The following is a 26346-nucleotide window of genomic DNA, read 5'->3' as shown; positions in this document are numbered from 1 at the left end:
GATGGCGGATCCCCGAGGCCGGTGATATCGTCCGCGCAGCTGAGAAAGGCTGGCGATCATGAGCGAAGCAGGCTCACCGTTGGATGCCGAATCGCGGGCGGCTGCGCCGCTCGGGTGCCCCCGGTGCGGAGCCCCGTTCAAGCCAGGTGCCAAATTCTGTTCCGAATGCGGCGCGCGCCTGATCAGCGCGGCCCAGCTGGAACGCCGCCCGCTCACCGTCCTGTTCTGCGACCTGGTCGACTCCACCGCGATGGTCGCAGGCGCGGACCCCGAAGACGCACGCACGCTGCTGACGACGTTCCACCGCGCCGTGACGGCCGCCATGCGGGAATTCGGCGGCCACGTCGCGCGCTTCATCGGGGATGCGGCGCTGGTGTACTTCGGCTATCCGGAGACGCAGGAAGACGACGCCGAGCGCGCGATCAATGCCGCGATCGAAGCGTCCAGGCAGGTCCGGGCGTTGAAGGATCCCCAGGGCCGCCCCCTGCAATCGCGCATCGGCATCGCAACCGGTCTGGTCGTGATCGGCAATCTGCACGAGGAGATGACGCCCGATGTGCTGGATGTCGCCGGCGAGGCGCCTCACCTCGCCGCGCGGCTCCAGGCGGTCGCAGAACCGGGCGGGATCCTGGCCGATACGCGGACCCGCCAGCGCGTCGGCGATCTGTTCTCATGGCGCAGCCTCGGCGATCTCACCCTCAAGGGCTTCGACAGGCCCATGCAGGCCTGGGCGGTCATGGGCGCACGGCCGGCGGCCAGCCGCTACGAAGCCCAGCACGAGAGCCGCCTGTTGCCGATGCTCGGCCGCAACGATCTGCGCGATGCCATCCTCGGCCACTGGCGCCAGGCCTGCGAGGGCCGGGGCCGCAGCGTCCTGATCCGCGGCGAGCCCGGTGTGGGCAAGTCGCGCATGGCGGCGGCCATCCTCGAAGCGACCTCCGCACGCACGACCCTGCGCTACTTCTGCTCGCCTTACCGCCGCGGCTCCACCCTGCATCCCTGCGCCCAACAGCTCGAATGGGCGGCGGGCTTCGCGCGCGAGGACTCCAACGAAACCAAGCGGGGCAAGCTCCGCGCGGTGATCGGTGAGGTTCCGGAACAGGACCGGGACCTGCTGGCGGAACTGGTCAACCTGGCGCCGGCTGCGCACGCGTCCGCACCGCCGCTCACGCCGCAGGCCAAGCGCCGCCGGACGATGGAGGCGCTGCTCTCGCAACTGGAGCGCCTCGCCGCCATCGAGCCGACGCTCGTGATCTTCGAAGACGCGCAATGGGGCGACGAAACCTCGATCGAGTTGCTTGGCATGGCCGTGGCGCGCGTGCATCGCCTCCCGGTCCTGATGCTGATCCTCGCGCGGCCGGAGTTCAGTCCGGCGTGGGGAAGAAACAAGCACCTGGAGGAGGTGACGCTCACGCCGCTCGAACCCGCGGTCGGCGGACAACTGGTGCGGATGATCGCGGGCAGCGCCGCCCTCTCCGCGCAGACGGTCCAGGACATCGTGGCCCGCACCGACGGCATACCGCTCTACATCGAGGAGATGACCAAGGCCGTGCTGGAGAACCGCCAGTGGCAGCCTTCGGCCGGCCACGCGATCGGGGCCCTGCCGATCTCGCTGCAGGCTTCGCTGCTGTCGCGGCTGGACCGCCTGGGCGAATCCCGCGAGGTGGCGGAGATCGCCGCCGCCATCGGCCGCACCTTCAGCATGGAACTGCTCGCGCTCGTGCTGCAGCGGACCGAGGGGTTGCAGCGCTCGCTGGACACGCTGGTCGCATCGGGCATCTTCCTGCGCCTCGGCGGCGCAGACGCGGACTACACCTTCCGGCACGCACTGATTCGCGATGCCGCCTACCGGATCATGGTTCGCGAACGCCGCCAGGCCATTCAGCTGCGCATCGTGTCGGCGATCGAATCGCACTTTCCGGAGATGCGCAGCGTGCAACCCGAGGTCTTGGCCTGGCACTGCGCCGAGGGCGGCCTGGACCGCGAAGCAGCCCAGTACTGGCTCATGGCCGGCGTCGCGGCACTCAGGCGCTCCGCCATGCACGAGGCCCTGATCCATCTGCGCAGCGGCATCAAGGTGCTGCCGGCGGAAGCGGACGAGCCCTGGCGCATCAAGCTGGAGCTCGATCTCACGATCGCCCTCGGCAAGGCCTTGATCGCGACGCAGGGCTATTCGATCGCGAGCACCGGGGAGACCTTCGCACGCGCCCGGGTGCTGTGCGATCAACTCGGCAATCCGCCGCAATTGCTGGCCGCCCTGCATGGCCTGTGGACCCACGCGCTGCTGCGTGGCGAACTGGCCTCCGCGCAGCGCCAGGCCGATGCATTGCTGGCGCAGGGCCGCGCGAGCGGCGACCGCATGTGCCTGCTGATGGGCCATCGCTTCAGCGGCATCACGAGCCATCCGCGCGGCGCGTTCTTCGATGCCGTGCGCCTGCTGGAGGAAGGGCTCTCCCTCTACGACCCGGCTCAGCAGGCCACTTACTGGGCCCTCACCGTGGACGACCCGAAGGTCATCATGCTGACCTACCTGTCCTGGTCGCAGATGTGCCTGGGCCGCATTGCCGACGCGCGCCGCAACAGCGAACGCGCCATCAGCGAGGCGCGCGGGATGCATCACGCCTATACGCTGGCGCATGCCCTGACCGGCGCATCGTTCGTGGCCCTCACGATCGACCGGCCCGAGGCGGCGCTGCAGAGGCTGGACGACCTGCGCGCGCTGCTGGAGGACAACGGCATCGCCTACTACGACGCGGTCGAGACGGTGCTCCGGGGATGGTGCCTGGCGGCGCTCGGGCGCTTCGACGAATCGCATGCGCTGCTCGAGCGCGGCATCGCGGCCTATCGGGCCACGGACGCGCGGCTCTACCTCTCGGGGTTCCTCCGGCACGCGGCCGAAGCCCATGCATGGGCCGGCAGGACCGATCTGGGGCTGCCGCTGATCGAAGAGTCGCTCTCGGTGCTGGAGGCGACCGACCAGCGATGGGACGAGGCCGAAACACATCGGGTGCACGGCGTCCTGCTGAAGGCGGCCGGCGACATCGAAGGTGCGAGACGGGAACTCGTCCGCGCCTGCGCGGTGGCCCGCCGCCAGAAGGCGCTGCTGTGGGAGCTGCGCGCCGTTTGCGATCTCGTGGCGCTCGACGAGTCCCGCGCCGGCCTGAAGGAAGAATCCATGGGGATGCTCGCTGCCGCGATCGAAGCCGCCGGCAGGGACGCCGAAACGCCGGACATCGCACGCGCCCGGGCCCTGCTCTCGCGCGGCACCTGACTCCATGGCGAGCTCACCTTTGTCCGCCCTTCGCTCGGTGCTGCGCGGGCTGGCGACGCAGACGCTCAACGCCCGCGCCATCGGGCGCATCCTGGGCCTCTCGGTCCTCATCGTGCTGGCGACCGCCGTCGCCCTGAGCGCGATCGATCCGACGCCGCGCGGCATCGGGTCGGTCTATGGCTTCGCGCTGGCGGACGATCTTCGGCAGCAGAGCGCCATCCTGGACTTCTGGCGGCAAAACGGCCTGGCACATCGCGCACGGCTCTTCGTGATCCTGGAAACCCTTGCGCTGGCCCCGGCGGCGGCGATCGCGCTGCTGTCGTTCGGCGTCCGCCTGCGCCAACTGCTCGCGCACGACCGGGGGACCGAATCTGGTCCGGGCGCGCGGCCGACCTTCGTCTGGTTCTGCCTGCTGGTCTTCGCCGCGCTCCTCGTCACGCTGGCGGCCAATCTCCTCACGCTACTGGCGATTTCGCGCGCCGCGTCCACCCCGGGCTGGATCGCGCAAGGCACGCATGTCGCACAGTGGATCAAGCTCTGCCTCTGGGGCCTGGCGGTCGTCTATGCGGGCCTGTGGTTCGCCCACTGGTATTTCGCGCTCGACCCGCCCGACGCGCCGGATCCCGCCAATACGCGATCGCGCATGCGCGCGGACATCGCCGACATCCTGTGGCGCAGCAAGTTCGCCATCGCGATCCTTGTCGCGCACGGCGCGCTGGTGCTTCTCATGGACCAGACACGCGACGGCCTGGTGCGCCAGGTGCCGGACGCGGCGGACCCTCCGGGCATGCAGTGGGGCATGCTCCTCGGACTCCTTCTGACGGCCGCGGCGCTGTGGCTGCTGGCCTACGCCTCATGGCTCTGGCCGCGCCTGCTGCTGCGCCTGGCGACGCCGGGACGCGAGCGCGCGCCCGGTACATCGTCCATCGCATTCGCCACATGGTGGGCCCGCATCCTGGGGCTGGCGCCGTTCGGCGCGGTCAGCCTGGCGATCGCCTGGACCCTGCGCGATCAGCCGGCAGGTTCGCCCGGAACGCGATGGCTCGCCGGGTTCCTGGTGGGCATCGGGGTGCTCGCGATGCTGTACCTCTCTGTGGTGACGTTCAGGCGCCACGACCCCTCGGCCGGCTACTACCAGACCAAACCGGGCGCCGAAGAGGCCCGGGCCGACATGGGACTGCGCCCCTTCTGGGTGGCCTGGGCGCCGCCGCTGCTCTTCATGCTCGTGCGGCTGACCAGCCTGCAGAGCTGGACCCCGCCGCTCGCCCTGGGCGTCATCACCAGCGGGCTGGCTGCCTGGGCCGGGATCGTCGGCTGGGTCGCCTATCTGTCGCGCCGGAACGCCGTTCCCTACCTGTTCGCGGCATTCGGCGTGTATGCCCTGTTCGGCATTCTCGGATGGAGCGAGGTCCACGGCATCCGTACCGACCGGGCCCCGGAAGCCGCGGACCTCGCGCGTTTCCTCTGGACGGCGGCACTCGGGCTGCCCTGCGTGGCCCTCGCCTGCTGGCTCTACCGCAGGGACGTTCCATCCAGGGGCTGGCTGGCGATCGGCGTGCCGGTGCTGCTCGCGATCATCGCGGTCCTCAAGCTGCACGACAGGCCGCCCCAGACCCTGGCGCTCCCCGAGCGGCCCAGCCTGGAAGGCGCGGTGGCGCAATGGCTGGGCGAACTGGCCCGGCAGGAACCGCGACCGGGCGAAGGCGCCCTTCCCGTCTACGTGATTTCCGCGGAAGGCGGGGGCATCCGCTCCGCCTACTGGACCGCATCCATCCTGGCGCGGCTGAAGGGCATCGATCCCGACTTCGATCAGCGCACCTTCGCGATCTCGGCCGTTTCGGGCGGCGCGCTCGGCGTCGCCGCCTTTCGCTCGTGCGAACTCGAGGCCGGCGCCGACGCAGCGCGATTGCAGGGCTGCGTCGACCGGATGGGCGGCGCCGACCTGTGGACCCAACTGCTGGGCGGCCTGCTGTTCGAGGATGCGCTGGCCAGCGCCCTGCCCACATCGCTGTTCTGCCGCAGTCCCGGTTGCGGCCTGCTCGGGCGCTCCTACTGGTTCGAGGGCGCCATCGAAGGCGCGGTCCCGCGCATGGCCACCGGGCTTGCGGCGTCGGGCGACGGGCGCCGGCCGCATCTGCTCCTGACCGTCACCCGCGTCGAGACCGGCGAAAGGTGGATCCAGAGCGATCTCGCGATCGACTGGCGCGTGTTCCCGGCCGCCTGCGACGTGCTGGGGATGCTCGGGTCCGACCTGCGCCTCAGCACGGCCGCGCACAACAGCTCCCGCTTTCCCTACACGAACCCGGTGGGCGCGCTGTACGGCAGCCATTGCACCGATGCCGGCGACAAAGGCCGCGCGCATGCCCTGCGCGCCCGGCTGCAGGACGGCGGCTATTTCGATGACAGCGCCGCCTCGACCAGTTCGGACATCCTGCGCATGATCGATCACTGTCTCTTCGGCCGGTGCGGGGCGCTTTCACCGCCGGGCGACGCCGAGGCGGCGCTGCGCCTCGAACGGCTGCGCGCACGGCTGCGTCCGATCGTCATCGCGATCCGCAACGAAGACCGCTTCGCCCAGGAAGCGGCCCACGATCCGGAGGGCAGCTGCAACGAAGCCGGGCGCCGCGACCCCGCGCTGCCGCGCGATCGGTCGCCGAGCCGGGTCGTGCCCGCGCTGCTGTCGTCGCCGGTCACGCTCTACCAAACCCGGGAGGCACACATGCATGCCTTCGATGCGCAGATCGCCGCCGAGGCCTACCAGATGTGGGATCGCCTCGGCCTCACGGCGCAGCCGTCGGCGACACCGTGCGGATCGTTCGCGAACTGGGCGGCCGACCGACCGATCCATCGTTTCGATCTGGTGGCGGACGGGCTCTATCCATCCGGCTGGGTGCTGTCCAAGAGCGCGATGAACGGCATCCGCCGGCAGGCGGACAGCAAGGTCGGTGCGACGGCTGCTGCCGCCGCGGCGCAATGAATCAGCCCGCCAGGACGCGCAACGCGGCACGGCCCGGAAGGAAGAAGTAGCCGCCTCCGCGCATCGTCACGAAGCGCGAGAGCCCCGCGGCCTGGCGGCCCGGACAACCCGGCAGGTTGAAGCCGCGGCCGTTGCGGCTGCCCAGGAGCGCGTCGGTCTCGTCTTCCAGTCCGCTGAACGAGGGGTTGAGAAGCCAGCGCTGCTGGACGAACTCGAACTGCCGCTCGATGCTGGCGTTGATGCACATGAACATCAGCCCCTGCCTGCCGTCCGGTTCGCGATAGGAGCGCCCGACGCGCAGCACGCGATGGGTCTGCACGGCGGCGAAGCCCTCCGCCGACCGGGGCGCGAGCGCGTCGCGCGGGTTGGCGCGGCGGATGTGTGCGCCCAGCGGACAGCGCGCGCCGGACGCGTCCTGCTCTGCATAGGCGAAGCTGTTGCCGATCCGGGCCGGCCGGGTTCCATCCCATCCGCTCGCCGGCTCGTCCGGATGGTTCACCAGCGGGCTGCCATCGCGCCAACGGCCGACCAGCTTGGCGGCCAGCCATTCACGGCGGTGCACGGGATGCAGCGGCACGTCGGGGCCGCGGACCGCCACGGCCGCCGTGTCCAGCCAGTGCTGGAAGGCCTCGACGTCCTGCTCCAGCTCGCGCACCACGAGATAGCTGCCATTGCGTCCGAGGTCGCGCGATGTGACGTTGGGCCCGCCTGCGAACTCCGGGCGCTGGCGGTCCTCGGCCATTCCCGCATCGTCGAGCGCATGGCCCGGATCGCACGCTGCGCGCAGCGTCGGCGACGGCGCCAGCGCACCGCGCTGGTCCGGATAGCCGAGAACGAGCTCGCCGGCGGCCACGACATCCTCCGCACGCATCCCCTTGGCGCGCCGCGTGCCGCTCATCGCGGGTTGCGAGATGCCGTCGACGAAGCCGAAGGCCTCGCGCGATGGCCCGGTCTGCGGCAGGTCGGCGCAGCGCCGGAAGAACACCTCGACCTGCGCGCCCGCGCGTGCCTGCGCGCGGACCTGGTCGAGCCGTTCGATCAGCGTCCTCGGCGAAGCGGCATGCACCATCACGACTGCATCCACGCGGGCATTGCCGCTGCCCCAGATCCATCGCGCCGGCGCCTGCGCATCCACGTCCCCATTGGCCCGCGCGCGCTCCGCATCGTCCATCCCCTGCTGGAACGCGACGGGGAAAGTCGCCATGTCCCGGGCGTTCGGGACGCCGGTCCCCAGCACGCCACGCGCCGACAGGGCGAGGCTCACGGCCCATGGACGCTCGGGCTCCTCGCCATAGCTCAACAGGGGTTCGAGCCGGGAGAGCCATGCGCGGGCATCGTCCGGCGCGCCGCAGAACGCATAGCCCAGAAGACAGGCATGCCGAAGCCGCGGCAAGGCACCGAATGCGAGCGCGGGGATGTCGTGGCGCGCGAGGGAGGATTCGGGCTCCGCTGCAGATCCGAAGCAGGCCAGCCAGTCGCGCGCGTCCTGCGCGCTCGTCGCGTTCGCCAGGCCCTGGCGAATCGCGGCGTTGGTGCGGATGCGGTCGGTCGTCAGACCCGCGTAGGCGGTGTACCAGCCGTGCACCGGACGCTGCTGCCGGCGCGCCCAGCGCACCAGGCGATCGCGGTCCGCGGCGCCGTCGTCGTACAGGTTGCGGGTGCGGGGAAATCCCAGGCAGTTGCTCCAGATGGAGGTCACGCCCTTGGCGCCGGCCGTGTTGATCACGAAGTCGCCGACGTATCCCTGCCAGCTCCCGTCGTAGTTGGAGAGGAACACCATCTGTCGCGTGCCGGGCACCACCAGCCAGCGCGCGAAGTGGATCACCCGGTTGGCGCCCAGAAAGCCGGGGCGGCAGAAGTACTTCACGAGGCCCACCGAGAAGAACGAGAAACGCAAGGCGAACCGGCGCAGCAGCCCCGGCTGGAGCCTCGACACCGAGAACAGCAGGTTCTGGGCCGTGTGGCCCTCGCCCCGCATGACCGCTTGCACGTCGGCCGAAGCCGGCTCCCTGTCCTCGGGCGTGTTCCCGATTTCGAGGCGCCGCAGCCTCAGCACCACCAGGACCGCCAGAACGGCCAGCAGCAGCCCCACGAGCACCAGCGCATCGATCGCCGACATGAAGCGCGCGGCCCCGATCACGAGGAGCAGCGCGATCAGCAGGAACGGCCAGCCGATGGTCGCCAGAAAGTCCAGGGCGATGCACGCGGCGGTGCGCATCGCCGCCAGTGCATCGAACGAGCGCTCCGGGATGGCATCGCCGAAGAAGCCGCGCACCAGCGGCGTCAGTCCGCTGTCGGGCGCGGCTTTCAGGCACAGCGCGGCCTCGGGCGCGAATGCCCACTTGAAATTGCCCTCGTGCCAGAGCAGGTCACGCGCAGCCTGCAGCCTCTCGAACGGCGCAAGTCCGTCGGGCAGTTGCCGAAGGATGGCGCCCAACCGGCGCGCCAGCGCCGCCTCCCGCTGGATCCGCCCGCACTGGAGTCCCGGCGTTCCAGCGAACGGCAAGCCCGGCGTCTCCCACCACGCCTGGCCGAGCACGAGCTGATGCCCCAGGAGCTGGTCGCGCAGCGATCCGGGGCCCGCGATGCCCGCCTTTTCCAACACCTTCGCGAGCTCCGGCTCCAGCGTTTCGGCGATGGCGTCGATGCCGGCCTCGGCCGTGCCGTCCACCGAGGCTTCGAGCAGCAGGTTGGCCGACCCGCCGTGCTCGGCCGGCACCACGAGCAGGCTCATGAAGTGCACCACGGCGCGCTCCTGGAGCCGTGCCGCGACCTGCGGGCGCATCGGATTTCCCAGCACGCGGCCGATGGCCGCTTCGACCTCGCTCGCGCGCGCGGCTTCGAACGGCATCACGACGGTCACGAATCCGTGGTCCATGGCGCTACCTGATCTGCACCGACAAATGCTCGGGAAAGAGACCCAAGAGGCGCATCCGCCCCGCCGCGCCCGGCGCGCGCATCAAGTGCCCCTCTCGCCGCAGAAGCGCCTTGAACCCCTGCGTGATCTGGGCATCGGCAATTGCCTTGCCGGCACACCAGTGCAGGCCATGTCCGAAAAGCAGCGACACGGCCGGGTCGCGCGTTCCGTCGAAGCGGCCGGGTCGATCGACGCTGCGCGGATCGAGCATGGCCGATTGCGTGCTCGCCAGCACCACCGTGCCTGGACGGATCGTGGTTTCGCGCGCCGTGCCCCGGGCCACGACGTACGCCTTCTCGCAGCGCCGCCACGGGCCCGGATTCAGCGGCCGGAAGCGCATCGCCTCGAACAGGCAGCGCGACAACTGGACATCATCGCCCCCGTGGGCGGCGGCACGCGCGGCCTCCATGGCCTCCGGACGGGACAGCAGGACCTCCAGGATGTGGCCGGCCGCCAGCGCGTTCGTGGGAACCGAGCCCATGATCATGCCGACCATGATCGCGCGCATGGTCGGCCAGCTCATGCTCTCGGGATCGCCGACGTGCTGCCGGGCCAGCCGGTGCAGGACGAGGTCGTCCCGACGCTCGGCGAGGGGGTCCCTGGCCTGCTCAATGGCCTCCCCGATGGCGAGGTCCACGAATTGCGCCACGCGGTCGGCGCCGGCTTCGGCCGTGGCCCATGCGCGATCCCGCTCGTAGGGCGGCCCGAACAGCAGGCCGCTCACCGCCACCGTCCACTGGAAGAATTCCACCCGGATCCTGGGCGGCACCGGCACGCCGAAATAGCGCTCGCAGGTGTCGATGAAGAGTGGGACGAACAGCGTCTGGATGGCGTCGAACGGGTCGCTCCCGGCGCCCTCGACGATCTCCGTCGCGTAGTCCTCGGCCAGCGGCCGCACCATGCGCTCGACGTCATCGCGCCGGAACGCCTGCATCACCTGCTTGAGGCCGGCCCAATACAACGCGGCTTCTTCGGGATCGCCGGTATCGAGCCCCAGGATGAAAGGGGTTCCCGGCGCCGATCCGTCATTGAGCACCCGGACGTCCTGTCCCCACGGGACCCTGAAGACGTCGGCGCGCCCAAGGACCTCGCGGACATCTTCATCGCGCGTCAGCAACACCCAGCGCTCGAGCTTGGGCACCGGAAACTTGCCGATGTAGCGCCACCCGGGAAGCCGAAGCGCCGGGAGAACCGAGCGCAGAACGGCAAAGACCCATGGCGGCGGGTTCCCGGCGATCCCCGCCAACCAGGCCTGGAGCCCGTGCAGGCGCAGCGATTCGACATCGAAGGCATGGCGCCGCGCGCGTTGATCGGCCAGCGACAGGCGCTCCTCGATGCTCATCGCATCGGCGCCATCGGATGAGGATGCCCTGGACCGCTCTACCGGTCTTTCCAGCAGCTCTTGCATTGGTGCCTCCGCGAACGGATTCGGCCAATGGTGATGCGCGACATCCCCCGCGTCAATCACCGCCCTCCCCAAGGCTGGGGACCCGGCGACCGCGCGCGCCTACAGCCCCAGTTGCGCCGCCAGCTGCTTGGCGGGCCAGCGCGCCTTGTTGTCCGGCCACGCCTCGAGCAATTCGACCATCTTCGCGTTGCGTGGCGCTTCGCCGCCATGCTTGCGCGCGAGGCGCACCACCTCGCCGCAGAGCGCATCGATTTCGGTACGGCGGCCGAGCGCCAGGTCGTCCGCCATGCTCGAACGCGCCTTGGCATCGATGCGCAGCATGCGCGCGGCCACCATGCGGAACAGCGGGGTCGGCAGGCGCAGGATGCCCGGCAGCTTGTGCGCGGGCACCGCGGCGAGCTGCGCGGGCGCGATGCCCGCCTTGGCCAGCGCGGCCAGCGCCTCGTCCATCAGTGCGGCGAGGCAGCGGCGGTAGTCGCGCTGCAGCAATTCCTCGCGCAGCGCAAGCCCCGACAGCGCGTTCACCGGGTTGTTGAGGTTCATCAGCAGCTTGCCCCACTGCACCGGCAGGAGGTCGGCATGCAGATCGATGGGCACGCCCGCACGCTCGAACACCGCCACCCAGCGCCGCAGCACCGGATCGTCCTGCGCGGCCAGGCGACCGACGGTGCCGCGGTGGAAGGCGCCGGGGCCGAGTTCGGCGATGTTGTAGGGAACCATGGCCGGCAGGACGTTGAGCCTCGGCGCGGCTTCGGAAGCAACGGCGGTGTTCGACATGCCGTTCTGCAGCGACAGCACCGCGGTGCCGGCGGGCAGCTTCGCCGCGAGCTCGGCCGCGGCTTCGGCGGTCGCCCCGCTCTTGACCGTGAGCAGCACCAGCGCCGGACGAACGCCGGTCGGGACGTGTTCGTAGACCTTGATCAGGCCCGGCGGCACGTGGTGGCGGATGCCCTCGAGATTGGTCAGCGTGAGGCCGCGCGTTTCCAGCGCACCGATCACGCGCGCTCGCCCGACGAAGCCGACGCGAACGCCCGCAGCCGCAAGGCTGCCGCCGATGTAGCACCCGACCGCGCCCGCCCCCATCACGAGGACGTCGAGCGCCAGCTCCTCGTTCATCCCTTGGCTTGGAGGCGTTCCGCCACCCAGCCGTGCACCGATTGCAGGGCGGCCGGAACGCCGGCGGCATCGGTGCCGCCCGCCATCGCCATGTCGGGCTTGCCGCCGCCCTTGCCGCCCACCTGCTGGGCGACGAAGTTGACCAGCTCGCCGGCCTTGACCTTGCCCATGGTGTCGGAAGTGACGCCGGCCGCGAGCTGCACCTTCGCGCCGTCGACGGCCGCGAGCACGATGGCCGCGGACTTGAGCTTGTCCTTGAGCTTGTCCATCGTGTCGCGCAGCGTCTTGGCATCGGCGCCGTCGAGCTTGGCCGCGAGCACCTTGATGCCGTTGACGTCGACCGCCTGCGCCACCAGCTCGTCGCCCTTCGAGGACGCGAGCTTGCCCTTGAGCGCGCCCACTTCGCGCTCCAGCGCGCGGACCTGCTCGAGCACCTGCGAAAGGCGCGGCTGCAGTTCGGAAACCGGCGCCTTGAGCGTCGCCGCCGCGCTGTTCACGGTGGCTTCGAGCTGCTGCAGGTAGGCCAGCGCATTGGCGCCGGTCAGCGCCTCGATCCGGCGCACGCCGGCGGCCACGCCGCCCTCGCTCACGATCTTGAAGAGGCCGATGTCGCCGGTGCGCGCGACGTGCGTGCCGCCGCACAGCTCGCGGCTCGTGCCGATGTCGAGCACGCGAACGGTCTCGCCGTACTTCTCGCCGAACAGCATCATGGCGCCGGTCTTCTGGGCCGACTCCATGTCCATCAGCCGTGCCTGCGTCGCCTGGTTGGCGAGGATCTCGGCGTTCACGCGGCGCTCGATCTCGGTGATCTGGTCGGCCGTGACCGGCGCGTTGTGCGCGAAGTCGAAGCGCGTCTTGTCGGCGTCGACCAGCGAGCCCTTCTGCTGGACATGGCCGCCGAGCACTTCGCGCAGCGCCTTGTGCATCAGGTGGGTGACGCTGTGGTTGCGCATCGTCGCGGCGCGCAGCCGGGTGTCGACGCGCGCGGTCACGACGTCGCCGACCTTGAGCGTGCCCTGCGTCTGGGTGCCGTGGTGGCCGAACACGTCGGCCTTGATCTTCTGCGTGTCGTCGACGCCGAACTGAACGCCCTCGGCCGCGAGCACGCCCTGGTCGCCCACCTGGCCGCCGCTCTCGGCATAGAACGGCGTGGTGTCGAGCACCACGATGCCGGAATGACCCTCGGCCAGTTGCTGGACCGGCGCGCCTTCGAAGTACAGCGCGACCACGGTCGCCTTCTCTTCGAGACTCTCGTAGCCGGTGAACGCATTGGCCGCGCCGCTGTATTCGACGGCACGTTCCATCTTGAACTTGCCCGCCGCACGGCCCGCGGCCTTCTGCTTTTCCATCGCGGCGTTGAAGCCGGCCTCGTCGACCGCCACGCCGCGCTCGCGGCACACGTCGGCCGAGAGATCGAGCGGGAAGCCATAGGTGTCATGCAGCTTGAAGGCCACGTCGCCCGGCAGCACCTTGGCATCGCCGGCCAGGGCCGCGTCGAGGATCTCCATGCCGTTCGCGAGCGTCTCGAAGAAACGCTCTTCCTCGGCCTTCAGCGTCTCGGTGATGCGCTTCTCGTCCGCGCGCAGCTTCGGGTAGGCATCGCCCATCAGAGCCACGAGGTCGGGCACCAGCTTGTGGAAGAAGGGCTTCTTCTGGCCCAGCTTGTAGCCGTGGCGGATGGCGCGGCGCACGATGCGGCGCTGCACGTAGCCGCGGCCCTCGTTCGAGGGGATCACGCCGTCGGCCACGAGGAAGGCGGTGGCGCGGATGTGGTCGGCGATGACCTTGAGCGAGTTGTTGGCGAGATCGGTGCAGCCCGTTTCGCGCCCCGCTGCCTTGATGAGCGCATCGAAGATGTCGATCTGGTAGTTGCTGTGCACGTGCTGCAGGATCGCCGCCAGGCGCTCCAGCCCCATGCCGGTGTCGACGCAGGGCGCGGGCAGCTTCACGACGCTGCCGTCTTCCTTCATGTCGAACTGCATGAACACGTGGTTCCAGATCTCGATGAAGCGGTCGCCGTCCTCGTCGGGGCTGCCCGGAGGGCCGCCGGGGATTTCCGCGCCGTGGTCGTAGAAGATCTCGCTGCACGGGCCGCAGGGGCCGGTGTCGGCCATCATCCAGAAGTTGTCGGACTTGTACCGGCCGCCCTTGTTGTCGCCGATGCGGATCACGCGCTCGGGCGGCATGCCGATGTCCTTGGTCCAGATGTCGTAGGCCTCGTCGTCGTCCTGGTAGACGGTGGCCAGCAGGCGTTCGGCCGGCAGCTTGTAGACCTGGGTCAGCAGTTCCCAGCCCCACATGAGCGACTCGCGCTTGAAGTAGTCGCCGAAGCTCCAGTTGCCCAGCATCTCGAAGAAGGTGTGGTGGCGCGCGGTGTAGCCCACGTTCTCGAGGTCGTTGTGCTTGCCGCCGGCACGCAGGCAGGCCTGGACGGAAGCGGCGCGCACATACGGGCGCTTGTCGGTGCCGAGGAACACGTCCTTGAACTGCACCATGCCGGAGTTCGTGAACATCAGGGTCGGGTCGTTGCCCGGCACCAGCGAACTGGAGGGCACCACGGTGTGGCCCTTGCTCTCGAAGAAATCGAGGAAGGTCTTGCGGATGTCGGCAACGCTGAAAGTGGGCTGGCTCATCTTGGAATCTGGTGTTGCAAAGGCGGCCGGTTGCGGGGCAGCACCTGCATCGAACCCACCTAACTGCTTGATCTGCTTGAACATTCGATTATAGGTTTGGGGAAGAATCTGGCCCCATGCTCGAACGCATCCTGGCCGACGCCGTGCTGGTGCTGCATGGCTTGTTCATCCTCTTCGTCCTCGCGGGCGGCGCAGCGGTGTGGCGCTGGCCCCGGCTCGCGTGGCTGCACCTGCCGGCGGTCGCCCTGGGCGATCTGGATCGAGTGGTCGGGCCGCATCTGCCCGCTGACCCCGCTGGAAAACGAGTTCCGCCGCGCGGCCGGGCTCGCGGGCTACGGCGGCGGCTTCATCGAGCACTACCTGCTGCCGGCGATCTACCCCGACGGGCTCACGCGCGGCGTGCAGATCGGCCTCGGCGCGTTGGTCGCGCTCGTCAACCTCATGGTGTACGCGCGGCTGCTTCTGCGTCGCTGACCAGCGATGCGTCGCGCAGCAGCGCGGCGGCGCGGCGGAACTGCAGCGACCGGACCGCAGCGTCGAATTGCGCGAAGCGCTCATCCCCGAGCGCGGCACGCAGCGCAGGGCCCAGTTCCTCGAACCAGGGCATGGCGGCGAGGTCCTGCCGGTCCAGCGCATCGACCAGCAGGGCAAGCCCCTCGGGATCGATCGGCGGCGCTTCTTCCGGTTCGTGCGCATCCTCCTTGGCGTCCAGCCACGGGCGAGCGGACGCTTCGAGAACGCGCAGCGCCGCGTTCAGCGCCTGCAGCGCCCGTCCGGCCGCCGCCCGGTCGCCGGCCTTCAGCGCCGTCTCGCCGTCCTGCGCCGCCTGCCGGACATCGCGGGCGCCGATCACGCCCGCGCTGCCCTGAAGCTTGTGCAGCCGCGCCCGCAGGGCTTCGTCCAGGCCGCCCTCGTCCGGCGTCGTCCCGGCAAGGTCGGCGTATTCGCCGAGAAGCCCGCGCAGCACGCTCTGCAGCAGCGCCTTGTCGCCCAGCAGGCGCGCGAAGGCATCCGCAGCGTCGATGCCCTCGATGCGCGGCCAGTCCGGCGGCGGCTGCGTGCCGGCGGCGAGCGGCCCGGCCGGCGCCGCGGACTGCGCCGCGGACTGCGCGCCGCGCACACGCTCCACCGAGCGGCGCACGATGCGGACCAGCGCCTCGACCTCGAAGGGCTTGCTGATGAAATCCGTCATGCCGGCTTCCAGCGCGCGGTCGCGCTCGGCGATCAGCGCGCTCGCGGTCAACGCGATCACCGGCAGGTCGCGCAAGCCCAGCTCGCCGCGGATGCGCCGCGTCGCCTCGTTGCCGTCGAGCCCCGGCATGTGGACGTCCATCAGCACCGCATCGACGGCATCGGGTGCGGCGCGCAACTGCAGGACGGCCTGGGCGCCGTCGGAAGCCAGGCTCACGCGCGCGCCCTCATGCTCGAGGATGTGGCGGCAGACGTCGAGGTTGGTCGCGCTGTCGTCCACCACCAGCACGCGGGCCCCCTCGAGCCGCCGGACCGGAAGCGGCTCGTCGGGCATCGGAAACGCATCGTCATCGCCGGCGATGTCGAGCGGCAGCACCACCCAGAACTCGCTGCCGACGCCCGACGTGCTGGCGACGCCGATCTCGCCGCCCATCAGTTCGACCAGCTGCCTGACGATCGACAAACCCAGCCCGGTGCCGCCGAAGCGCCGCGTGGTCGACGAATCGGCCTGCATGAAAGGCGTGAACAGGCGGTCGAGCAAGGCGGGTTCGATGCCGATGCCGGTGTCGGTCACCGAAAGCCGCAGGCGCACTGCATGCTCGTCGCGCGCCACCGCGTGCACCTGCAGACGCACCGAGCCCCTGGCGGTGAACTTGACCGCATTGCTCAGCAGGTTCACCAGGATCTGCCGGATGCGCGTGACGTCGCCGCACAGCCGTGGCGGCAGGTCATCGTCGGCGTCGAGCCTGAGCGCGATGTCCTTGTTGCCGGCTGCAACCGCCGCCATCTCGACGACGCCTTCGAGCAGCTCGCGCAGGCCGAACTCGGTCGCTTCGATCACCATCTCGCCGGCCTCGATCTTCGAGATGTCGAGGATGTCGTTGATGACGCCGAGCAGTGCGGTGCTGGCGGTCTGGATCTTCTGCAGCAGCTCGCGCTGGCGATCGTCGAGCGCGGTCTGGCGCAGCAGGTAGGCCAGCCCCAGCACGGTGTTGAGCGGCGAGCGGATCTCGTGGCTCATGTTGGCGAGGAACTCGCTCTTGGCACGGCTCGCCGATTCCGCCTGCGCGCTGCGCTCGTTGAGCGCCTCGTTGAGCTGTTCGAGCTGCGCCTGCGCCTCGCGCATGTCGGTCACGTCCACCGCCACCGTGATGAAGCCCTGCACCACCCCGGCGTCGTCCCGGTCCGGGATGAAGTGCAGCCAGTAGTGCACGACGCTGCCATCGACCATCGCGCGGGTGCGCATCACGCGCTGGTCCTCGCCGGCGAGCGCGGCGCGGATCAGGGGCTGGTTCTCGGCCAGGCGCACCGGCCCCAGGAGCTCTTCCATCGTGATGCCGGCCATCTCCCAGGCCTTGCGGCCCAGCCAGCGCTCGTGCGCGTCATTGGCGAAGGTGCATCGCAGGTCCGGCGTCCAGTAGGCGACCACGCCCGGGATGTTGTCCGTCACGATGCGCATGAAGCGCTCGTTCGAGCGCAGGCGCAGTTCGGCCGCCTTGCGTTCCGACAGATCGGTCGCGATCGCGATGAAGCCGAGCACCGCGCCTTGCGCATCGCGCAGCGGACTCACGTTCAGGTGCACCGCAACGCGGCTGCCGTCCTTTCGCACGTAGGTCCACTCGCGCGCCTGCGCACGGCCGGTGCCGGGCGCAGGCGCGTAGACCTCGCCGGCTTCGAGCGCACGGCCCACCTCGGTGGTGAGCGCCATGGCCCGCCCCTGGAGTTCGAACGCATCGTGGAAGCCGTTCATCTCCATCCGGTCGACGACTTCGGCGGCCGAGTAGCCCAGCAAGGCCTCCGCCGCCGGATTGAACAGCGTCACCACGCCGCGCACGTCGGTCGCGATGATCGCGCTCGCCGCGCCGTCGAGGATCGCGCGCTCGCGCTGCGACAGCGCGGCCAGCTCGGCGGTGCGCTGCTGCACCTGCTGCTCGAGCGTGGCGTTGAGCTCGAGGATGTGCGCCTTGCTCGCCTTTTCGTGCGTGATGTCGCGCATCGTCTCGGCGACGCCGACCACGCGGCCGTCCGCCGCCAGGATCGGCGCCGCGGCCACCGACACCGCCACCGGCGATCCGTCGCGGTGCCGGCGGAAGGTCTCGAAGGCGGCGACCGACTTGCCGTCGGCGATGTGCCGCAGCAGCGTCTCCTCTTCCTGCACGTAGTCCGGCGGCAGCAGGAGCGACTGCAGCGGCTGGCCCTGCACCTCCTCGGCGCTGTAGCCGAAGATCTTCGCGGCCGCGGCGTTCCAGTCGGTGATCCGGCCGTCGAGCCGGCAGCCGATGACGGCGTCGTTCGAGCTGGCCACGATGGCCGCGAGGCGCGAGCGCTGCTCGCCTTCGCGTGCCTTGCGCCGCTGGGTGACCTGCTCCACGAACGAGAGCAGCGCCAGCAGCATCGCCAGCACCGAGCCAATCAGGAGGATCGACCAGGGGCTGCGCAGGTTGAGCTGGTTGACGAAGCGCGGCTGCGCCGTGATCTCCGCTTGCCAGGTCCGCCCATAGAGCTGCAGCGGCAGCGAGGTCTTGAGCTCCGTCTCCTTGGCGTCCGGCTGCCGCGGCGAAGTGAAGAAGCGCTCGGGCCGGCCACCGGGCGTCGCGTCGACGAGCGACATCGCGAAATCGCCGTCCTGGAAATCGAAGTCCCTCAGGACCTCGTCGATCCGCAGCGGCGTATAGGCCCAGCCGAAGACCTCGTCCGGCATGCCGCGCGCCGCCGACGACCGGCGCTGCCGCTGCTGGAGCCTGCCGAGTTGCGCCTCGGCCCGATAGATCGGCAGCAGCATGATCACCGAACGCAAGCCGGCGTTCCTGGGCTCCGTCTGGATCAGCGTGATCGGCGCGCTGATCGTGGTTTCGCCGCTGCGCATGGACCGTTCGGCGGCGGCGCGCCGCTTGGGTTCGGACGCGACGTCCAGGCCGATCACCGGACTGTTCGAATCGGAGGGCTCGAAGAACTGGATGACGAAGCGCTCGCCCTCGTTCGGGCCGAGCTGATGGATCCGGAAGTCGGCCTTGCCGTCGAGCCGCGCCGCAGCGACGAAGGCGGCCTCCTCCGCGACCGGCACGCGCCGTATGTAGCCGAATCCGCCCGCGCCCGGAAACTCGCGCTCCAGATCGCGCGAGGCCATGAACTGCGCGAAACGCAGCCGGGTGATGCCGCCCTCTCCGCCCGCGGCGATCACCGCGCCGCGCGCGCTGCGCAGGCCGGTTTCGTAGGAATGCATGCGCGAGGAGAGCTGCTCCACCGCGCGCCGCGCGACCGCGTCGAAGCGCTCCTGCGCCAGCGACTCGTTCGATTGATGCTGCAGCAATGCGGCGCCGATCGCGCCGCCAAGGCCGACGATCAGCCAGACCAGGGACCGCGCGGACTCACGAATCCCCACGGGAGAGTTCAGCCCGCGTCGACGGCAGGCGCCGGCAGCACTTCGTGAGCCACCAGAGCGGCCTGCGCGCGGCCCGCGGCGACGGCCATCTCAAGCGCCTTCGCGGCCGCGGCGCCGAGCGCGTCGACCGCGCTGACACCGGCGGCTGCCAGTTCGTCACGCCGCGCCGCGTCGACGGAAGACACGCCCGCACTGCAAGTCACGTGGCGCGAAACCGCGGAGCCCTGGTGGCTGATGTCGAGCAACTCGACCGCGCGCAGCGCGCGGTTCGCGACATGCAGCGCGTCGTCGGCCGAGGTGTCGGGGAGCACCAGCGCAAAGCGCTCGCGATCGATCCGGGCGGCGACATCACCCGGCCGCCGCATGCTGCGGCAGAGCGCATCGCCAACGGCCGCGAGGCAGGCGTCGGTGGCCTTGCGGTCGTAGAGCGCCTCGAAGGACTGGAAGAAATCGACCTCCAGCAGCACCAGGGCGATCGCCTGCCGAGCCTCCGCGGCGCGGGCGCATTCGCGCGCGAGCGTCTCGGCATGGGCGGCCTCGTTGGCCAGCCCCGTGAGGCCGTCGACGCGCGACAGCCGGCGCAGGTCGTCCGACAGCCGCTTGAGCTTGAGTTGCGTGTTGACGCGCGCGAGCACCTGCTCGGCGTCGAACGGCTTGCGGATGAAGTCCATCGCGCCCAGCTGGAGCACCGCGACTTCGAGCTCGGATTCCTGGTGGCTGCTGACGAAGATCACCGGCACATCGGCCAGCGCGGGATCGGCCTTGAGCGCCTCGCAGACCTGGAGGCCGCTCATGTCGCCCATCTGCGCATCGAGCAGGATCAGATCGGGCGTTGCCTCCCTGCTGAGTTGCAGCGCGTCGGCACCGCTGGTGGCGAAACGAAGCGTCGAGTAATCAGAAAGTATGAGACTCAACACCTGGATGATGCTGGGATCGTCATCGACGAGCAGAAGGCTCGCCTCCACCGGAAATTTCTTCATCGATAAATTCTGCCGCAAGCACCCTGACCATCAGCCCTTTGCTGGATAGTGCGCGATGAACTCGTAGCGCGACGGATACGCGGTGTGCGAGCAAACCAGTACGAATTCATTCACTTGCCAGGCGATCGGCGCCATCCCGCCCGGCGGCACCGCGCCGCGCGTCCTGCGCGCGAGGGTCAGATGCGGCACCCAGCGTTCGGGCGGCACGACGAAGCCGGCGCGTTCGACCTGCCGCACGATGCCCTCGTGCAGCGCGCGCAGCCCTTCGTGCTCGTCGGGCATCAGCACGGCGATCGGGTTGCGCCAGGCCTCGGGCGTGCGCAGCAGCAGCGTCATGCCGCGCATGCGCACGTCGGCCAGGCATTGCGCGAGGGGCGGTTCGCGCGCGCGCTCCACCGGGCCGAGGAAGTGCAGCGTCATGTGGATGCGCGCCCCGTTCGTGAGCCGCACGCCCGCCGGCCACGCCCACGTCTTGCGATGCGCCTCGATGGCGGCACGCACGGCCGGCCCCGGGAACAGCCCGATGAAGAGACGCCGGGTCGATTCGTGGAGGGCGTTCATCTGCAATCAAAGGTTACGTGCACCGGAGGCATCGAAAGCCCCCGGCAAGGGTAATTCCCAAGCCGGCCGTGCAAAGGCGAATTTGTATGATGATCGTGCAACCTGCCCAAAAGGACGATGTGCAGGTGTGCGCGGCATTGTTTCGCCCCTTGGGCGGTCACGTTCAGGCGGGCCCCACGTCCAGAACAAGGAGACAGCAATGATCTTTCGCACCCGCATCGTCGCCGCAGCCGCGGCATTCGCCTGCGCATCCGCCATGGCGGCCGGCCCCTCGGTGGTCAGCGGCCCGGGCGAGAACCCCGCCTGCTTCAAGCCCTGGGACGCCAGCACCAAGTACTTCCAGTGGCCGGCCAAGAAGGGGCCGTACCGCATCGCGCTCGCCAACGGCTTCGTGGGCAACACCTGGCGCATCCAGATGATCAAGATGGCCAAGGCCTACGCGGCGACGCCGGAGATGAAGTCGCAGATCAAGGAGTTCAAGATCGTCTCCACCGGCACCGACGTCGCGGCGCAGATCGCGGCGATCGACAACTTCATCAACTCGGGCTACGACGCGATCGTGACGATCGCGGTCAACCCCACCGCCTTCGCGCCGGTGATCAAGCGCGCGAATGCGGCCGGCGTGGTGGTCGTGCCCTTCGACAACGTGCTCGACAGCGACCAGGTGATGATGGTCAACGAGGACCAGCTCGGGATCGGCCAGCAGTCCGGCGAATGGGTGGTCAAGAACATCCCGAGCAAGAGCGGCAAGCTGCTCGAAGTGCGCGGCGTGCCGGGCAACTCGGTGGACCGCGACCGTCACCTCGGCTTCCGCAAGGTGGTGGAAGCGCCGGGCAACAAGTTCGAGGTGGTCGAGGTCGTCGGCAACTGGGACGACGGCACCGCGCAGAAGGCGGTCGCCGATGCGGTGGCGGTGCACAAGAACTTCGACGGCATGTTCGTGCAGGGCGGCTCCACCGGCGCGGTGCGCGCGCTGATCGACGCCAAGCACAAGATGATTCCGGTTGCGGGCGAGGCCGAGAACGGCTTCCGCAAGCTGTGCGTGGAGCACGCCAAGGATGGCCTGGTGTGCGCCTCGCTCGGCCAGTCGCCGGGTCTGGTCGCGATCTCGATGAAGGCCGCCGTGGCCGCGCTGCAGGGCAAGGTGATGCCGCAGATGATCTCGGTGCCGATCCCGATGGCGACGCATCCGAACTTCGAGGCGGGCGAGAACTACTTCCCCGACCTCACCGACAACTTCTTCACCACGAATGATTTCCCGCCCTGCGACGTGAACCTCAAGGCGACGGACATCATGTCGAAGGACGAGAAGAACAACTGAGCGGCAACACGACCGTTTTGGCTTTGGCACCGATCCTGCGGCTGGTCGACGTCTCCAAGCGCTACGGCGGCGTGCGGGCGCTGGAGCGCGCCAGCTTCGCCTCTGCACCGGGCCGCATCCACGCGGTGCTCGGCGAGAACGGCGCCGGCAAGTCGACGCTCATCAAGATCATGGCCGGCGTGGTGCAGCCCGACGAGGGCCGCATCGTGCTGGAGGGCACGGAGCGCCGCTTCTCGCATCCCCAGGAGGCGGTCGCGGCCGGCATCGCGTGCATCTTCCAGGAGCTGTCGCTGATGCCGGACCTCTCTGTCGCGGACAACATCTGCATCACCAATCCGCCGCGCCGGCATGGCCTGATCGACCGCCAGGCGCAGCGCCGCATCGCCGAGGCCGCGCTGGCACGCGCGGGGGCGCAAGACATCCACCCGCTGGCGCCGGTCGATAGCCTGACGCTGTCGCGGCGGCAGATGGTCGAGATCGCGAAGGCGCTCGCGCGCGATCCGAAGATCCTGATCCTCGACGAGGCGACCTCGGCCCTGACCACGGCGGACGTGGAGCGCGTCTTTTCGCTGCTCAAGCGCCTGCGCAGCGAAGGCCTCGCGATCATCTACATCTCGCACCGCATGAAGGAGATCGCCGAGCTGGCCGACGACTGCTCGGTATTCCGCAACGGCAGCCATGTCGCGACCTTCGAGGCCGGCACGCGCAGCGACGCGGAAACCATCGAGATGATGATCGGCCGCGACATCGCGCACGCCTTTCCGCCCAAGCCGCCGCCGCGTGCCGCGGACGCCGGCGGCGCACCGGCCCTGGAGACGCGCGCCCTCTCGTGGAGCAACCGGCTGCACGACATCGACATGGCGGTGTGGCCCGGCGAGATCGTCGGGCTCGGCGGGCTCGACGGCCAGGGGCAGCGCGAATTCTTCCTTTCGCTCTTCGGCGTGCTGCGCGGCGTGACCGGTGAGGTGCGCCTCCAGGGCCGGCCCGCGTCGGTGCGCGATCCCAGGCAGGCCAAGAGCAGGCGCCTCGGCATCGCGCTGGTGCCCGAGGACCGCAAGACCGACGGCCTGATGCTGCCCATGTCGGTCAAGGAGAACCTGAGCCTCGCCGCGCTCGACCGCCTGAGCCGTGCCGGCGTGCTGATTGCTGCGGACGAGGCCGAGGCGGTCTCGCGGATGGTGCGCCGCCTGTCGATCAAGGCGCCGGACACCGGCGATCCGGTCGCCACGCTCTCGGGCGGCAACCAGCAGAAGGTGGTGATCGGAAAATGGTTGATCAATGCGCCGCGCATCCTGCTCTTGAACGACCCGACGCGCGGCATCGACGTCGGCACCAAGCAGGAGATCTATGCACTGGTGCGCACGCTGGCCGACGAGGGCGCGGCAGTGATGCTCTATTCGACCGACTACGCGGAGCTGATCGGCTGCTGCGACCGCGTCGCGGTCTTCTACGACGGGCGGATCGTGCGCTGGCTGGCCGGCGCGGAACTCACCGAACGGGCGCTGGTGTCGAGCGCCCTGAACCTGGAACGGGCCGCAGCATGAAGCACGCCGATTGGCGCTTTTACCTGCGCGAGCACCGCGCCGTCCTCGCGACCGCGGCGATGTTCGTCGTCATCTTCGCGCTCTACATCGCCAAGCATCCGGTCGGCTGGAGCACGCCGGTGCTGACCACCGCGGCCAACAAGGGCGTGCTGCTCGCGATCGTCGCGATGGCGCAGACGCTGCCGGTGCTGACCGCGGGCATCGACCTCTCGGTGGGCATGGTGTTCGTGCTCGCCAACTGCATGGCCTCGCACCTCGTGCTCGGCACGCCGCTGCAGGCGGGACTCGGCGTGGTCGCGGTGCTGGCGACCGGCGCGCTGTGCGGCTTCATCAACGGGATCATCATCGTCTACGGCCGCCTGCAGCCGATCATCACCACGCTGGCCACCGGCATCATCTACTTCGGCCTCGCGCTGGGCCTGCGGCCGGTGCCGGGCGGCGACGTGCAGGCGGGCCTGGCCGATGCGCTCACGGGCGCCCTGCCCGGCGGCATCCCCACGATGCTGGTGGTGCTCATCGTGGTGGTGCTCCTGGTATGGGTACCCTGGCGCCGTTCGGTGACCGGACGCGCGGCGCTGGCGATCGGCTCGTCCGAAAACGCGAGCTACATGTCCGGCGTCGCGATCGGCCGCGCGAAGATCGTCACCTACACGCTCGCGGGCCTGCTGGCGGCCATCGGCGGGCTGCTGCTCACCTTCGTGACCTACTCGGGCGAGGCCTCGTCGGCCATCGGCGGCGTCTACACGCTGAACTCGATCGCCGCGGTAGTGATCGGCGGCACCTCGCTCGCCGGCGGTTCGGGCAGCGCGATCGGTTCGATCTTCGGCGCGCTGGTGCTGCGCACCATCGGCGACCTGCTCTTCGTGTTCGACCTCGAGCCGCTGTGGCAGCCGCTGTTCCAGGGCGTGATCCTGCTGGCCGCGGTGAGCTTCGGGTCGCTGCGGCTGCTCAAGGTCGACAACCGGCTCGAGATCTTCCGGTGAGGCCAGGCATGAGCAGCCTAGCGTTGCGGTTCAGGCGATCGGGGCATCTGCCGGTGCTCGCGGGCGCGCTGTGCACCGTCGCGCTGCTGCTCGTCGGCAGCCTCTATTCGAAGAACTTCCTCTCGCCGGACTACCTGCTGCTGCAGTTGCAGATCGCCTCCTTCCTCGGCGTGATCGCCACCGGCGCGATGCTGGTGATCCTGCTCGGCGGCATCGACCTCTCGGTGCCGTGGCTGGTCACGGTAGGCGGCATGATGTCGGCCGCCGCCGCGGGCTGGTGGGGCGGCGCGGGCGCGGCGATCGCGATCCCCTTCGGCATCCTGTGCGGCGCGGCACTGGGGCTGGTCAACGGCATCGGCGTGGCCTACCTGCGCGTGCCCTCGATGATCTTCACGCTCGGCATCAACGCGGTCGCGCAGGGCTTGATCGTGGTGCACACCGGCGGCTTCGCGCCGCAGGACCGCGCCACGCCCGCGATGCACCTGATCGCGACCGGCCGCTCGCTGCTCGGCATTCCGAACGCGCTCCTGGTGTGGATCGCGCTCGGCGCGGCCACGATGTTCCTCCTGCATCGCACGACCTTCGGCCGGGCGATCTACGCGGTGGGCAACCGCGAGCGCGCCGCGTACCTGTCGGGCATCGACACGCGCCGCGTGACGCTCTTGTGCTTCGTGATCGCGGGCGCGTGCTCGGCGGCGGCCGGCGTGCTCCTGACCGGCTATTCGACCAAGGCCTACCAGGCGATGGGCGACGCCTACCAGTTGCCGGCCATTGCGGCCGTGGTGCTGGGCGGCACCAACATCCTCGGCGGCCAGGGCGCGTACCTCGGCACCGTGGTCGGGGTGATCCTGATCACCCTGCTCCAATCGATACTCTCGGTGATGCAGATTCCCGAGATGGGGCGGCAGGTCATCTATGGCGTCGTCATCATCACGATGCTGCTGGTCTATGGCCGCGGCCGCCGGCAGACCGGCTGAGCACACCCGGATTCCCAAGGAGACTCCATGACGATCGAAACCGCCGCCAGCTACGAGGTGCTCGACCCCCGCTTCAGCCGGCTCATCTTCCCGACCGTGCACGTCGAAAAGCTCTACACCGGCTGCCGCTGGGCCGAGGGGCCGGCCTGGTTCGCGGCCGGGCGCTATCTCGTGTGGTCCGACATCCCGAACGACCGCATGATGCGCTGGGACGAAACCGACGGCTCGGTCTCGGTCTTCCGCCAGCCGGCGCTCAACAGCAACGGCCACACCGTGGACCTGCAGGGCCGGCTGGTCTCCTGCGAGCATCGCGGACGCTGCGTGTCGCGCACCGAGCACGACGGCTCGCGCACCGTGCTCGCATCGCACCACGAAGGCAAGCGCTTCAACTCGCCGAACGACGTGGTGGTGAAGTCCGACGGCAGCATCTGGTTCTCGGACCCGAGCTACGGCATCGACAGCGACTACGAAGGCGACGCCGCGCCGAGCGAGATCGGCGACCGCTGCGTCTTTCGCATCGATCCGCAGGACGGCTCGGTGGCGCGCGTGGCGGATGGCTTCGTGCAACCCAACGGCCTGGCCTTCTCGCCCGACGAGCGGCTGCTGTACGTGGCCGACACCGGCGCGACGCATGTCGCGGACGGCCCGCGCCACATCCGCCGCTTCCAGGTCGCGGACGATGGCCGCAGTCTCGGCGGCGGCGAGGTCTTCGCCACCTGCGGCAACGGTCTCTTCGATGGCTTTCGCATCGACGCCAATGGCCACCTCTGGAGCAGCGCGGGCGACGGCGTGCACTGCTACACGCCGGACGGCACGCTGATCGGCAAGATCCACCTGCCCGAGGTCGTCGCCAACGTGTGCTTCGGCGGTCCGAAGCTCAACCGGCTCTTCATCTGCGCCACGACCTCGCTCTACGCGGTGTATCTGAATGCGCGGGCGGCGCGCCGAAACGGCGCCTGACCTGACCTCTGCCGGAAGGCATATCCAAGGGTTTGCCCCTATGCGGCAACTCTGCAAACGAGTAACCTTTTGTTTTCAATCTCCCGCGTGCATGCGATGCACGAACACCGGTTCTTTCCTGGGAG

At 69.6% G+C, this 26346-nt stretch carries 14 protein-coding genes and 1 pseudogene; 8 read left to right on the top strand and 7 right to left on the bottom strand.

Annotation, left to right across the window (positions count from 1 at the left end; all coding sequences use genetic code 11):
- Positions 1–58: 58 nt before the first annotated feature.
- Together VAR608DRAFT_RS25760 and VAR608DRAFT_RS25755 are read left to right on the top strand one after the other, a co-directional pair.
- The gene (locus VAR608DRAFT_RS25760) at positions 59–3271 is read left to right on the top strand and encodes an adenylate/guanylate cyclase domain-containing protein (RefSeq protein ID WP_088956652.1); all 3213 of its coding nucleotides are present in this window, start codon (positions 59–61) and stop codon (positions 3269–3271) included.
- A 19-nt stretch (positions 3272–3290) separates the two neighbouring features.
- Positions 3291–6248: a hypothetical protein gene (locus VAR608DRAFT_RS25755; RefSeq protein ID WP_088956651.1), complete on the top strand. Its 2958-nt coding sequence runs from the start codon at positions 3291–3293 to the stop codon at positions 6246–6248.
- A 1-nt stretch (position 6249) separates the two neighbouring features.
- Here the strand turns inward: VAR608DRAFT_RS25755 and VAR608DRAFT_RS25750 are convergent, their stop codons facing one another.
- From VAR608DRAFT_RS25750 to alaS, 4 genes are all read right to left on the bottom strand, one after another.
- Positions 6250–9126 (bottom strand): Dyp-type peroxidase, encoded by a 2877-nt coding sequence (locus VAR608DRAFT_RS25750; protein ID WP_088956650.1) that lies wholly within the window; start codon positions 9124–9126, stop codon positions 6250–6252.
- A gap of 4 nt (positions 9127–9130) precedes the next feature.
- The gene (locus VAR608DRAFT_RS25745; RefSeq protein WP_157731121.1) at positions 9131–10573 is read right to left on the bottom strand and encodes a cytochrome P450; all 1443 of its coding nucleotides are present in this window, start codon (positions 10571–10573) and stop codon (positions 9131–9133) included.
- A gap of 99 nt (positions 10574–10672) precedes the next feature.
- Positions 10673–11689, bottom strand: coding sequence for a 2-dehydropantoate 2-reductase (locus VAR608DRAFT_RS25740; RefSeq protein ID WP_088956648.1), 1017 nt, complete (start codon positions 11687–11689; stop codon positions 10673–10675).
- A complete protein-coding gene (alaS, locus tag VAR608DRAFT_RS25735) occupies positions 11686–14322 on the bottom strand; it encodes an alanine--tRNA ligase (protein ID WP_088956647.1) in 2637 nt (878 codons plus the stop codon). Before alaS ends, VAR608DRAFT_RS25740 begins: the two co-directional genes overlap by 4 nt.
- Before the next feature lie 116 nt (positions 14323–14438).
- Between alaS and VAR608DRAFT_RS25730 the strand changes: the two are divergent.
- Positions 14439–14796, top strand: a pseudogene (locus VAR608DRAFT_RS25730) (DUF2784 domain-containing protein).
- Here the strand turns inward: VAR608DRAFT_RS25730 and VAR608DRAFT_RS25725 are convergent.
- From VAR608DRAFT_RS25725 to thpR, 3 genes are read right to left on the bottom strand one after another with little or no spacing between them, the layout of a single operon-like run.
- Positions 14762–18895, bottom strand: a complete 4134-nt coding sequence (locus VAR608DRAFT_RS25725) for a PAS domain S-box protein (RefSeq protein WP_088956646.1) — start codon at positions 18893–18895, stop codon at positions 14762–14764. The pseudogene VAR608DRAFT_RS25730 and the gene VAR608DRAFT_RS25725 sit on opposite strands and share 35 nt — an antisense overlap.
- 8 nt (positions 18896–18903) lie before the next feature.
- Entirely contained in the window at positions 18904–19875 is a 972-nt protein-coding gene (locus VAR608DRAFT_RS25720; protein WP_088956645.1) for a diguanylate cyclase domain-containing protein, read from the bottom strand.
- 30 nt (positions 19876–19905) lie between these two features.
- Positions 19906–20436 carry an RNA 2',3'-cyclic phosphodiesterase gene (gene thpR, locus VAR608DRAFT_RS25715; RefSeq protein WP_088956644.1) on the bottom strand — a complete coding sequence of 177 codons (531 nt, stop codon included), beginning with the start codon at positions 20434–20436 and terminating at the stop codon, positions 19906–19908.
- Positions 20437–20635: 199 nt separating this feature from the next.
- Between thpR and VAR608DRAFT_RS25710 the strand changes: the two genes are divergently transcribed.
- Genes VAR608DRAFT_RS25710 through VAR608DRAFT_RS25690 form a run of 5 tightly spaced genes read left to right on the top strand, consistent with a single transcriptional unit; the run spans position 20636 to position 26221 of the window.
- Positions 20636–21757 (top strand): sugar ABC transporter substrate-binding protein, encoded by a 1122-nt coding sequence (locus tag VAR608DRAFT_RS25710; RefSeq protein ID WP_088956643.1) that lies wholly within the window; start codon positions 20636–20638, stop codon positions 21755–21757.
- Between the two features lie 17 nt (positions 21758–21774).
- A complete protein-coding gene (locus tag VAR608DRAFT_RS25705; protein WP_088956642.1) occupies positions 21775–23301 on the top strand; it encodes a sugar ABC transporter ATP-binding protein in 1527 nt (508 codons plus the stop codon).
- Positions 23298–24284: an ABC transporter permease gene (locus tag VAR608DRAFT_RS25700; protein ID WP_088956641.1), complete on the top strand. Its 987-nt coding sequence runs from the start codon at positions 23298–23300 to the stop codon at positions 24282–24284. The genes VAR608DRAFT_RS25705 and VAR608DRAFT_RS25700 overlap by 4 nt, the downstream gene beginning before the upstream one ends.
- An 8-nt stretch (positions 24285–24292) precedes the next feature.
- Positions 24293–25261, top strand: a complete 969-nt coding sequence (locus tag VAR608DRAFT_RS25695) for an ABC transporter permease (protein WP_088956640.1) — start codon at positions 24293–24295, stop codon at positions 25259–25261.
- A gap of 27 nt (positions 25262–25288) precedes the next feature.
- Positions 25289–26221, top strand: a complete 933-nt coding sequence (locus VAR608DRAFT_RS25690) for an SMP-30/gluconolactonase/LRE family protein (protein ID WP_088956639.1) — start codon at positions 25289–25291, stop codon at positions 26219–26221.
- The last annotated feature ends 125 nt before the right edge of the window (positions 26222–26346 follow it).

Origin of the sequence: Variovorax sp. HW608, assembly GCF_900090195.1 — a bacterium.
GTDB lineage: Bacteria > Pseudomonadota > Gammaproteobacteria > Burkholderiales > Burkholderiaceae_C > Variovorax.
The sequence above is the reverse complement of the archived record's forward strand: the minus strand, read 5'-3'. Positions and strand labels throughout refer to the sequence as shown.

Coding starts and splice junctions, on each gene's coding strand:
- VAR608DRAFT_RS25760 (WP_088956652.1), top strand. CDS start 59: ATGAGCGAAGCAGGCTCACCGTTGGATGCCGAATCGCGGGCGGCTGCG.
- VAR608DRAFT_RS25750 (WP_088956650.1), bottom strand. CDS start 9,126: ATGGACCACGGATTCGTGACCGTCGTGATGCCGTTCGAAGCCGCGCGC.
- VAR608DRAFT_RS25745 (WP_157731121.1), bottom strand. CDS start 10,573: ATGCAAGAGCTGCTGGAAAGACCGGTAGAGCGGTCCAGGGCATCCTCA.
- VAR608DRAFT_RS25740 (WP_088956648.1), bottom strand. CDS start 11,689: ATGAACGAGGAGCTGGCGCTCGACGTCCTCGTGATGGGGGCGGGCGCG.
- alaS (WP_088956647.1), bottom strand. CDS start 14,322: ATGAGCCAGCCCACTTTCAGCGTTGCCGACATCCGCAAGACCTTCCTC.
- VAR608DRAFT_RS25720 (WP_088956645.1), bottom strand. CDS start 19,875: ATGAAGAAATTTCCGGTGGAGGCGAGCCTTCTGCTCGTCGATGACGAT.
- thpR (WP_088956644.1), bottom strand. CDS start 20,436: ATGAACGCCCTCCACGAATCGACCCGGCGTCTCTTCATCGGGCTGTTC.
- VAR608DRAFT_RS25710 (WP_088956643.1), top strand. CDS start 20,636: ATGATCTTTCGCACCCGCATCGTCGCCGCAGCCGCGGCATTCGCCTGC.
- VAR608DRAFT_RS25700 (WP_088956641.1), top strand. CDS start 23,298: ATGAAGCACGCCGATTGGCGCTTTTACCTGCGCGAGCACCGCGCCGTC.
- VAR608DRAFT_RS25695 (WP_088956640.1), top strand. CDS start 24,293: ATGAGCAGCCTAGCGTTGCGGTTCAGGCGATCGGGGCATCTGCCGGTG.
- VAR608DRAFT_RS25690 (WP_088956639.1), top strand. CDS start 25,289: ATGACGATCGAAACCGCCGCCAGCTACGAGGTGCTCGACCCCCGCTTC.